Genomic DNA, 9873 nt, shown 5'->3' with positions numbered 1-9873 from the left:
TGCCTGTGGCGCCTGCCCATCGGTGTCGGCTACACGATGGGCATGGACGTGGAGCCCATGAACGTCGGCGTCCTCCCCGGCCTCGCCTACGTCGGGACGCTGAGCCTGCTGACCGAGCTCGCCGCGTTCCTGTGCCGCGGGCTGGTGAGCTGGTGGGGCGAGGTCGTGCCCGAGTGGGTGCCGAGGCTCGGTGGCAGGCGCATTCCGCCGGTCGCCGCGCTCGTCCCCGCGTCGATCGCCGGCCTCGGCTTCTTCTTCCTGTTCGCCGACTGGGCCGTGTGCACCTTCCATATCGCCGGCTTCACGGACGGCCCGTGGGTCAACGGGTGGTGGCGGCTCCTGGCCGGGACCGTCAGCGGCCTCTTCGTCTCATGGGGCCTGCTGGTGCCGGTGCTGACCTTCGCCTACTGGCGCCGCCGCCGGAGCGTGCCGCAGCTCGCGATGTAGGGATGTAGGGTGCCGGGCTTGTGATGATCAAGGATGACGTGCCGCTCGACGACCTCTCCCTCACCTGGGACGCGATACGCGAGACCTACTACAAGGCCTACAGCGACGAGTACGACGAGGCGGCCCTCGACTGCGCCGCACGCCTCGCCGCCGACCCCGGCGGGGAGGCGGCGTACGCCTGGACGATCGGCCTGCTGCTCATGGCCCCCTACATCGCGTGGGGCAGCGGCGACGCCGTCGCGCCGGAGGTCATGGCCGCGCTGAAGGCCGCGGACGGCGCCCTGCGCGAGCAGTCCTGTGCGCACGAGGCGCACCCGTACGAGGAGCACGAGGAGGAGTACGACGAGTACCTCGCCGAGCAGCTCCGCGGGCTCGCCGACGAGGGCGCCGAGTGGGAGGAGGACTTCCCGCGCGGGGAGTGGCGCTGCCCGCGCAACGTGGCCGGTCTGGCGCGGATCGCCATGGACGTCGTCGAGCCCGGCTCGGCCACGGACATCCCGCCCCGCCTGCACGTAGGGGCCATGGACACCATCAACACCCTCGCCGCGCTGCTGCACGGCTACCCGGAGGCGGGCACGGACGTCGACGAGGAGATCTCCCACCAGGCGTCGCAGCTGCGGTACGCGGACCCGGCGGCCCGCCCCGGGCACCTGCTGGTCGTCGTGGCGCTGAGCTGGTACGTCGCCTTCGAGGAGAACGCGGAGCTGGTCGAGGAACTCGTCACGGCGCTGGAGCAGACGCTGCCGCACTACGCGGACGCGTCCTGCGCGCACGGCGAGCATCCGCTCCCGTACAGCACGGGCCCCGACGTCGCGGACCTCGGCATCACGCTCACGAGCCCGGGCGGCCGGGCCCTCTACGAGCAGCGCCGCGGGCAGGGCGGCCCGGACATCCCGCTGGACGTCCTGCTGTGCCCGGTCGCCCTGACGGAGTACGCGGAGGACTCCCTGAAGCGACTCCGTGAACGACGCGAAGAACTCCGCGCGACCGGCTGAGGGCAGCCCCCGCCGATCTTGTTGACCTCAAGCCGACTTGAGGTTCTACGGTCGTCGTCGTGTCCTGGTGATCACTTGGGAAGGGAACGCGACCGTGGAGCTCAAGGAGTACACGCAGGAGGAACTGGCCGCCCAGCCCATCGGGCAGTGGAGCGGGGAGGCGTACCGGCGTGTGGTGGGGGCGCTGCGCGGGCAGCTCGGGGTGGAGCAGCTCACGCAGCCTCATTGGTGGACGCTCAACCACGTCGCCGGGGAGCCGGGGAAGTGGACCCGGGCGACGCTGGCCGAGCGGCTGACGGTGTACGACGACCTGGGCATCGACTTCGGCGGCGTCTTCGACGACCTGGTGGCCCGCGGCTGGCTGACGGAGGACGCCGACGGCCGTATGACGCTGACCGGGGCCGGGGAGGCCGGACGGCTGCGGGCCCGGGAGCGCAACCTGCGAGTGCACCGGCAGATGCACGACGGCATCGCCACGGCGGACTACGTCACCACCGTCAACGTCCTGCGCCGCATGGTCGCCAACCTGGGCGGCGACGGCGACCTCCCCGGCTGAACGTCAGCGGGGCGTGCCGTCCCAGCGCCACTTGGTGCGGCGGGGGTGTCCGGGGAGTTCGGCGCGGCCGGTGGCCCAGAGGAGGGTGGGCCACGGGTCCGTGGAACCCGGCGCGTCCGGGAAGAGGCGGGTGAGCACCCGCGCGCACAGGTCGGCGGGCGGGTCCCAGGCGAACCCGAGCCCGCTCGCCAGGTCGTGCGTGTGCACCAGGGTCTCCACGATCCCCATCGCGGCGAAGCCTTCCGGGTCCGAGACCCCGAAGGGGTGGTACGCGCGGGTCGCCGGGGGCGCCGTACGCGCCATCGCCACCAGCAGCGCGCCGCTCGCCTCCAGCACCTGCAGCAGCCCGGCGGTCCCCGCCGCGCGGTCCGCGTGCACGGCGTTCATGGGCCCGCCCGGCCGTCGGCTCTCCCATATGAAGGGCACCTCGCTGTCCAACGGCGGCGTCCGCGGGCCCAGTTGCACGGCGTACGCGAAGAGGTCGTCGGCGAGGTGCTCGACGGTCTCCCAGCAATCCCACTCCAGAGCCCCGGCCTTGCGCTCCCAGAGCATCGGGGCCGCCTCGCGAAGAGCGTTCACGGCGAGCTGTACGGCGAGGTCGACGTCGTCCGCGGTGACGGGGGACGACGAGCGCGAGCTACTGCTACTGAGTGATAGGAACATGACGAGACCCTACCCGCGCCCCCGCAAGGGGCGCGGGGAACTGCGCGACAAGCCCCCACCGGACCCGCAGCGACCGAACCGCGCACCAAGCGGAGCGCCTACGCCTTGCTCCAGTACGTCGGAGCCATCTGCTTCGACATGATCGAGATCATCTCGTACGCGGCGTGGGAGGCCGCGACGCTGGTGATGTCCGCGTGGTCGTAGGCCGGGGCGACCTCGACCACATCGGCGGAGACCAGCTGGCAGTCGGCCAGCCCGCGCAGGATCTCCAGCAGCTCGCGGGACGTCATACCGCCCGCCTCCGGGGTTCCGGTACCAGGAGCGTGGGCGGGGTCCAGGCAGTCGATGTCGATGGAGATGTACAGCGGGCGGTCACCGATCCGCTGCCGCAGCTGGTCCGCGACCTCGTCGACGCCGCGCCGCATGACATCCGCGGACGTGACGATGCCGAAACCCATCTTCTCGCTGTCGTCCAGGTCGCTCTTGCCGTAGATCGGACCGCGCGTACCCACGTGGGAGAGCGCGGACGTGTCGAGGATGCCCTCCTCGACGGCCCGGCGGAACGGCGTACCGTGCGTGTACTCGGCGCCGAAGTACGTGTCCCAGGTGTCCAGGTGCGCGTCGAAGTGGAGCAGGGCCACCGGACCGTGCTTCTTCGCGACCGAGCGCAGCAGCGGCAGCGCGATGGTGTGGTCACCGCCCAGCGTCATCAGCCGGGCACCCGTGTCCAGCAGCTTGTCCGCAGCGGCCTCGATGTTCTCGATGGCCTCGTTGATGTTGTGCGGATTCGCCGTGATGTCCCCGGCGTCGGCGACCTGGGAGTAGTGGAACGGATAGACGTCCTGGGCCGGGTTGTACGGGCGCAGCATGCGCGATGCCTCACGGATGGCGTTGCCGCCGAACCGGGCACCCGGGCGGTAGGAGACGCCGGAGTCGAAGGGCACGCCGACCACGGCGACGTTCGCTTCCTTGACGTCCTCCAGCCGTGGCAGGCGGCCGAAGGTCGCCAGACCCGCGAAGCGCAGGGTCCGGTCCGTCTCTTCAGGGGCGACCGGAGGGGTCATTCCCGGAGGCATCGTCATTTTCGGTTCTTTCCTTCCCCCACGCTCAGCAAAGACGATCCTGCATAACGCGCCGGTGGCCGCAACACCCCTATCCACCCCAGCGATGGGCCCTTACAGCGAAATGCCGTCGGACGTCCGGATCCCGCTTGTTGCGCACCGCTGTTGGTTGACGCCTCACTCCGCCGCACCCAACCCTTGTGCATCGCAAAGCGCAGCAACTCCCGTTTCGAACACAGCGAACACAACGAACACAGGAGGCACGCATGCACAGCCGGAACCTGAGCAGAACCCGTTGGGCCCTCGCCGCGGTCGGCACCGCCTTAGCCCTGGGCGCGGGGGTCGTCACCCCCGCGTCCGCCGCGTCCGCCACGTCCTCCCCGGCAGCGGAGGCACCCGCGGCACCCGCGGCCGACGGGCACTACGTCGCCCTCGGCGATTCCTTCACGTCCGGGCCCCGCATCCCCACCGTGGTGAACGTCAAGTGCCAGCGGTCCGACGTCAACTACCCTTCGCTGACGCACAAAGCGCTGAGTGCGGTGGACTTCACCGACGTCAGCTGCGGCGCCGCCAAGACGGACGACATGTGGGAGCCGCAGCCCGGCACCGACAACCCCGCTCAGCTCACCGCGGTCACCCCGGACACCACCCTGGTCACCTTGGGCATCGGCGGCAACGACATCGGCTTCGGCGGGATCATCGCCCGGTGCACGTACGCGTGGCCCCGGCCGATCCCCACCGACAACCCCTGTCAGCGGTACTTCGAGCAGAGCGGCAGCGACGAGCTCCAGCGGCGCATCGACGCCACCGCCCCGAAGGTCGCCGACGTCCTGAGGGCCGTCCACAAGCGCGCGGCCCCGGGCGCCCGCGTCGTGCTCGTCGGCTACCCGTCCATCATCGGCCCCGACGTCGAGGGCTGCCGCCAGTCCCTGCGCATCGCCAACGGCGACCAGCCCTACCTGCGCGACACCCTGCACAGCCTCAACGCCATGCTGCACCGCGAGGCGGAGATGAACAACGCTCTCTACGTCGACACCACCGCCGTCACCACCGGCCACGACGCCTGCCAGCCGTTCGAGAACCGCTACGTCGAGGGCCTCTACACCCGGCCCGAGCGCCCGGCCTTGTTCGTCCACCCCAACGCCGCGGGTGAGCGGGCCATGGCCGATGCCGTGCTCGGCGCGGTCCAGAGCGGAGCCCGGCCCCGGCACTGACCGCGCCGCGGTCGGCTCACAGAAGCGCGGCGAGCTCGCCCAGGAGCCGGGCCGCCGGTGCCGGGTCGGTCAGCCACTTCAGGTGGCTGCCCTCCAGCGTGCGGACGTCGTACGGGTTGTCCGGCGTCAGCGCGTCGCCTTCGCGGATCAGCCGGTCCTGAAGGGCCGGTGTCAGGCTCGCGTCGTCGGCCAGCCGGACATAGGTCTTCGGGATGCGGCCCCAGGTCGCGGCCTGCGCCCGGTCGGCGGAGGTGCCGACGTCCAGGTTCTCGTCGGACTGGAAGGTGTTCAGGAAGGTCAGGAACTCCTCGTCGGTGCCATCGGCGAGGAAGGCCGCCTTGAGCCCCGCGAGGACGGCCGGGTCCGCGGTGCGGAAGTTGGTGCGGATCAGCCCGAGTTCGGCCGGATTTCCAACAATTGCTGCGGCAAATGACGCGAAGTCGACCGTGGCCATTTCCGGTTCGGCGTAGTAATCGTTGACGTCGAGTTCGACCGGGCACCAGGACGAGACGTAGACGATACGGTCGATCAGGTCCGGCCGCGCGTTGGCGGCGGCCGTGGCCGTGATGCCGCCGCGGCTGTGCGAGACGAGGATCACGGGACCGTTCCGCTTGGCCCGTTCCAGGACCGCTATCAGGTGGGCGGCATTGTCGGCGAGCGTGACGCCCTTGATCGAGCCGGGCGCGGCGGCGAGCTCTTCGAGGTCCTGCGGCGCCTGATAGGCGCGTGCGTAGGTCGCCCCGAATCCGTGACCTGGCAGGTCGACGGCGACCGAACGGTGTCCGAGGAGGCCGAGTTCGGCCTGGAGGGGCGCGAAGGAGAAGGAGTTCGCGAAAGCTCCGTGGACCAGTACGAACGTCGGTTGCGCCTGCTGCATCTGTCTGCTCACTTTCACGCGGTCACGCGATCACGCGCCGGAAGTACGGATTCCGAACTGACGGTATTTCGGATCACCCGGTTCCCCGGGCAGCGCAGAGCTTAATCAATGGCCCGGACCGGGCAGGAGTCGATTGGATGTCCCTGAACATCCCGATCGACGAGGATTCATGCGCGACATCTTCTTCCTGGCACTGCCAGGGCTGCTGGCCGCCGGTGGCATCGCCGGAATGGTGTACGTGGTGGTGCGGATGCGGCGGCTGCGGGCCGCCTGGAAAAGCGGCATCACCGCCGAGGGCCGGTGCGTCGGCGCGTACGTGGTGACGACCACGCACGGACACGGGCACGGTCACGGGGGCGGCGCCGGCCACAGCACCTGGCATCACGTCCACGAATTCACCACCCCCGAAGGGGAAGTGCGGCGATTCGAGGAAGCGGGCGGGCCCCGGACGGTCGTCACCGGGGACAGGGTCGTCGTCCGCTACCCCGAGGGTCGCCCCGACCGGGCGACGGCCATTCCGCCCACCGAACAGGCCAGAACTCTCTTCGGTACGGGCTGCGTGCTCGCTTTCCTCACTTTGTTCGTTCTCGGCGCCCTCGGGTTCATGGGCGTCTACCTGGTGGTGTTCAGACCCGCTGCGGACAAGGTCGAGAAGAAGATCTCCGATGTCGTCCACGAGAAGCCCGCCCCCGCACGTTCGCCCGAGGGCTTCCCCACCGAGCGGCCGCCCGGTTTCCCCAAGGACTTCCCCACCGGATTTCCCACTGACATTCCCCGCCCACCCGCCGACTGGCCGACCGCACCGCCGGAGCTGCCCGAGCACACCGGGTTCCCGGACCTGCCGCCGCACCACTGAAATACGCCAAGGATCGACCACCGTCCGCGCCCTGGACACGAGCGCCGTCGCACGCCGGATCCCGGACCCGCCCGCCGTACCACCGAGGCTCCGGCGGCCGCCGCATACGGGACCGCCGCACCGGGCAGACACAACCGGACAAACAAGGCGGACAGTACCGACGTCCCGTATCGCGGGAGGGTGTCGTGGAACTCTGGCTGCTCAACACCTTCAGCACCCCGGCTCTGGCCACTGTTTTCGTCGGCGGCGTCGTGCTCCTCGCCATAGCGGGCAGCCTGTTGGTGCGCCGTCGGCTCCCGAGCACCGTCGAGGGGCGGCACAACGAGACCATCGGCGTCATCCTCGGTATCTACGGCGCGATCTACGGCATCCTCCTCGCTTTCGTGATCGTGGCCGAGTGGGAGGCACTCGGCGTCGCCCGGACCAACGTCGCCACCGAGGCCACGCAGACCGCGGAGGTCCTGCGGGACGCCTCGGCGTTCCCCGCCGAGCAGCGGCAGAAGGTTTCAGAGGCGCTGGGGGCGTACGTCCACGCCGTCGTCGAGAAGCAGTGGCCGCGCATGCGCGAGGGACACCCGGACCCGAATCTCGTCAATCCCCAGATCACGCGCGTTTACCGGGTTTTCCAGGACTACGAGCCGACCACCGAGGCGCAGAAGGCGTACTACAGCCAGGCGATCACCAACCTGGGCGGTGTCGCCGCCGCCCGCCGCAGCCGGCTGGCCACCTCACAGGACGGGCTGCCGGTTCTCCTGACCATGCTGGTCTTCGGGGGTGCGCTGGTCGTCATCCCGCTGACTTGGGCGTACGGCATCCGCAGTGTCAAAGTCCAGCTCATGTTCGTCGGCGCGGTCGCCGCCCTCATCGGCTGAGCGTGCTCCTGGTCCTCGCCCTGGACAAGCCGTTCTCGGGGGACCTCACGGTCTCGCCCGCACCGTTCAAGGAAGGCGTCCTCGCCCAGTACTGGCACTGAACCGGCCCGCCCCCGCACGGTTACACATGCATTTCAGGCTGTCGCTGTGCGTAGCGACTGCCCGCGTGGGGCATCGTCTGATGGCCAGATAGCGACCGGGCGTTCAGAAGAGGCGGGGGTGGCCCTAGCAGGTGGATGCCTCGGCCATGTCGCCGAGCGTGGTCCCCGCGCACGCGGGGGTAGCCCCGTGGCACCCTGGGGATATGGCGACAAGGGAAGAGCTGCATGCGCTCATCGACCGCTTGTCCGATGAGGAGATCGAAGCGGCGGCACAGAGCCTGCGGCCGCTCATCGCGCGGGCCAGCAGGTTGACGCGGCCTGCGTTCATCGGCATGGGCCGGTCCGGGCACTCCGATACATCGGAACGAGCAGACGAGATCCTGCGGGAGACAGGGTTCGGCGAGTGATCGTTGTGGACACGGGGCCGCTGGTCGCTCTGGCGGATGCTGATGACGGCCACCACGCCGCCTGCGTGCGTTGGTACGACGGCATCAATCCACGGAACCTGGTGATCCCGGCACCGGTCATCGCGGAAGCCTGCCACCTGATCGGAACACGGTGCGGCGCACAAGTCGAAGCAGCATTCCTTGAGGCACTCGCGGCCGGCCAACTCGGCACCGTCACAGGCATCATGCCTGAGGACATCGAGCGCATGGCACAGCTCGTGCGCCAGTACGCCGACCTGCCGCTCGGCGGAACCGACGCCTGCGTGGTGGCCATCGCGGAGCGATGGCAGACCAAACAGGTCTGCACGGTCGACCGCCGACACTTCACCGTCGTCCGCCCCCGGCACGCACCAGCCTTTGAACTGCTGCCGTACGACATGTAGGGCTGGCTGCGCACCCGGGATGGTCCCCACGGCATGGGCCCGGTGACGATCGACTGGGGGTGATCCCCGCGCACGCGGGGATGGTCCGGGCGTGGAGACGTCGAGGGTGGCGTCCCACAGGGACCTCCACGCCCGCCAGACGGCGCTGAGGGTGAGGTCCGTCTCGCCCGCACCACCCGAACCACCGTTCTTCTGTAGGACACTGCGCTCCGTCAAAAGCGGACAGGGCTCGCGTACGGAATTCACCCGATCGGGGCGCATCGGTCACGCGTACCCCGGGTGGCGCCGGCGCGTCCCCGCACGCTCGTCCGGGGGAACTCTTGCCGATTCCGGGGCGTGAGGCTCTGGCCGCCTCTACCGTGCGCCGTGACCGTGAGGGTACGGACCGCGTGAGGTGGTTACGGTGGCGAAGACCGGCAATCCCGAGAACCCGATCTCCTGGCGCTACGCCGGGGACCAGATGATGAAGTGGCGACACCTGGCGGGCATCTCCCGCGAGGAGCTGGCCGCGGAGTCCAACTACCAGGTCGAATCCATCAAGTCGATGGAACAGGGGCGGCGTGCGCCGACCTACCGGGCCATGGAAGTGGCGGACCAATTGTGCCGAGCCAATGGGATCTTGCTTGCCGGGTACCAGTACGTGACGCCGGAACCGCCGCCTCTTCGCGCTCCGGGGTACTGGACCGCCGAGAGCGAAGCCGTCGCGCTGCAGGAGTTTCACCTCATCCTCATTCCAGGACTGCTGCAGACCGAGGAGTACGCGCAAACGCTCATGCGCGGCTACGTCCCGATCCAGACCGACGAGGAAATCGAGGTGTACCTTGCTCGCCGGATGAAGCGCCAGGAGCGGCTCAAGGAGCAGGCCGTACTGTTTCACTTCATCGTTCACGAGCATGCGTTGGGAACCATGATCGGTGGCCGTGAGGTGATGAGGAAGCAGCTCCAGCGGCTCTTGGACGTAGGGCAGCAGCGCAACGTGTTCATCCAGATCCTGCCCGCCGGACAGGGGTACTTCCCGGGGCTCGACGGACCCTTCACCCTGCTTGAAGGGCCGGACGGCGAACGCCTCGTCCACACGGAGGTCCAGGATGCGGCCGTTCTGGACGCGACTCGTAAGAGGGTCGACTCCCTGACGAAATCCTTCACCATGCTGGGCATGCATGCGCTCGGCGAGGAAGAGTCCAGGGAGCGCATCCGCAAGGTGATGGAGGAGCTGTGAGCAACGCCGCGGGGCAGGGCCGAGACTCGAAGCTTGAGCTTCGGGCCCAACTCGCCATACCGGCCCACTCATGGGTGGGCTTCATCAGCTACACAGCCCCCGTCGCTTGAGCTTCGGGATTCGGGGATCGAGACCCGAGCGCCTTATCCAAGGAATGGGCGGTGAAGTTAAACCCACCCACCC

At 69.2% G+C, this 9873-nt stretch carries 12 protein-coding genes; 9 read left to right on the top strand and 3 right to left on the bottom strand.

Annotation, left to right across the window (positions count from 1 at the left end):
- From K6I34_RS23525 to K6I34_RS23515, 3 genes are all read left to right on the top strand, one after another.
- Positions 1-447: hypothetical protein (locus K6I34_RS23525; RefSeq protein ID WP_229328326.1), on the top strand; the 447-nt coding region annotated here is incomplete at its 5' end.
- Between the two features lie 23 nt (positions 448-470).
- The gene (locus K6I34_RS23520) at positions 471-1442 is read left to right on the top strand and encodes a hypothetical protein (protein WP_229328325.1); all 972 of its coding nucleotides are present in this window, start codon (positions 471-473) and stop codon (positions 1440-1442) included.
- Between the two features lie 67 nt (positions 1443-1509).
- Entirely contained in the window at positions 1510-1998 is a 489-nt protein-coding gene (locus tag K6I34_RS23515; RefSeq protein ID WP_229328324.1) for a MarR family transcriptional regulator, read from the top strand.
- 3 nt (positions 1999-2001) lie between these two features.
- On the opposite strand, the gene K6I34_RS23510 is transcribed toward K6I34_RS23515, so the two are convergent.
- Together K6I34_RS23510 and speB are read right to left on the bottom strand one after the other, a co-directional pair.
- Positions 2002-2661, bottom strand: a complete 660-nt coding sequence (locus K6I34_RS23510; protein ID WP_229328323.1) for a hypothetical protein — start codon at positions 2659-2661, stop codon at positions 2002-2004.
- Positions 2662-2759: 98 nt separating this feature from the next.
- The gene (gene speB, locus K6I34_RS23505; RefSeq protein WP_229328322.1) at positions 2760-3725 is read right to left on the bottom strand and encodes an agmatinase; all 966 of its coding nucleotides are present in this window, start codon (positions 3723-3725) and stop codon (positions 2760-2762) included.
- A 263-nt stretch (positions 3726-3988) separates the two neighbouring features.
- Here speB and K6I34_RS23500 point away from each other — a divergent pair, with 263 nt between their 5' ends.
- Positions 3989-4936 carry an SGNH/GDSL hydrolase family protein gene (locus tag K6I34_RS23500; protein ID WP_229328321.1) on the top strand — a complete coding sequence of 316 codons (948 nt, stop codon included), beginning with the start codon at positions 3989-3991 and terminating at the stop codon, positions 4934-4936.
- Positions 4937-4952: 16 nt separating this feature from the next.
- On the opposite strand, the gene K6I34_RS23495 is transcribed toward K6I34_RS23500, so the two are convergent.
- Positions 4953-5813, bottom strand: coding sequence for an alpha/beta hydrolase (locus K6I34_RS23495; RefSeq protein ID WP_229328320.1), 861 nt, complete (start codon positions 5811-5813; stop codon positions 4953-4955).
- 169 nt (positions 5814-5982) lie between these two features.
- Between K6I34_RS23495 and K6I34_RS23490 the strand changes: the two genes are divergently transcribed.
- The 5 genes from K6I34_RS23490 (at position 5983) to K6I34_RS23470 (ending at position 9690) form a co-directional block, all read left to right on the top strand.
- Positions 5983-6669, top strand: coding sequence for a DUF3592 domain-containing protein (locus K6I34_RS23490; protein ID WP_229328319.1), 687 nt, complete (start codon positions 5983-5985; stop codon positions 6667-6669).
- Positions 6670-6854: 185 nt separating this feature from the next.
- Complete coding sequence (locus K6I34_RS23485; protein ID WP_308294044.1) at positions 6855-7541, top strand: hypothetical protein; 687 nt, start codon at positions 6855-6857, stop codon at positions 7539-7541.
- 304 nt (positions 7542-7845) lie between these two features.
- Entirely contained in the window at positions 7846-8049 is a 204-nt protein-coding gene (locus tag K6I34_RS23480) for a hypothetical protein (RefSeq protein WP_229328318.1), read from the top strand.
- Entirely contained in the window at positions 8046-8471 is a 426-nt protein-coding gene (locus K6I34_RS23475) for a type II toxin-antitoxin system VapC family toxin (RefSeq protein WP_229328317.1), read from the top strand. The genes K6I34_RS23480 and K6I34_RS23475 overlap by 4 nt, the downstream gene beginning before the upstream one ends.
- Positions 8472-8874: 403 nt before the next feature.
- The gene (locus tag K6I34_RS23470) at positions 8875-9690 is read left to right on the top strand and encodes a helix-turn-helix transcriptional regulator (protein ID WP_229328316.1); all 816 of its coding nucleotides are present in this window, start codon (positions 8875-8877) and stop codon (positions 9688-9690) included.
- Positions 9691-9873: the final 183 nt, after the last annotated feature.

Origin of the sequence: Streptomyces sp. UNOC14_S4 (assembly GCF_020740835.1) — a bacterium.
Classification (GTDB): domain Bacteria; phylum Actinomycetota; class Actinomycetes; order Streptomycetales; family Streptomycetaceae; genus Streptomyces.
This window is presented reverse-complemented; position numbering and strand designations above follow the sequence as displayed.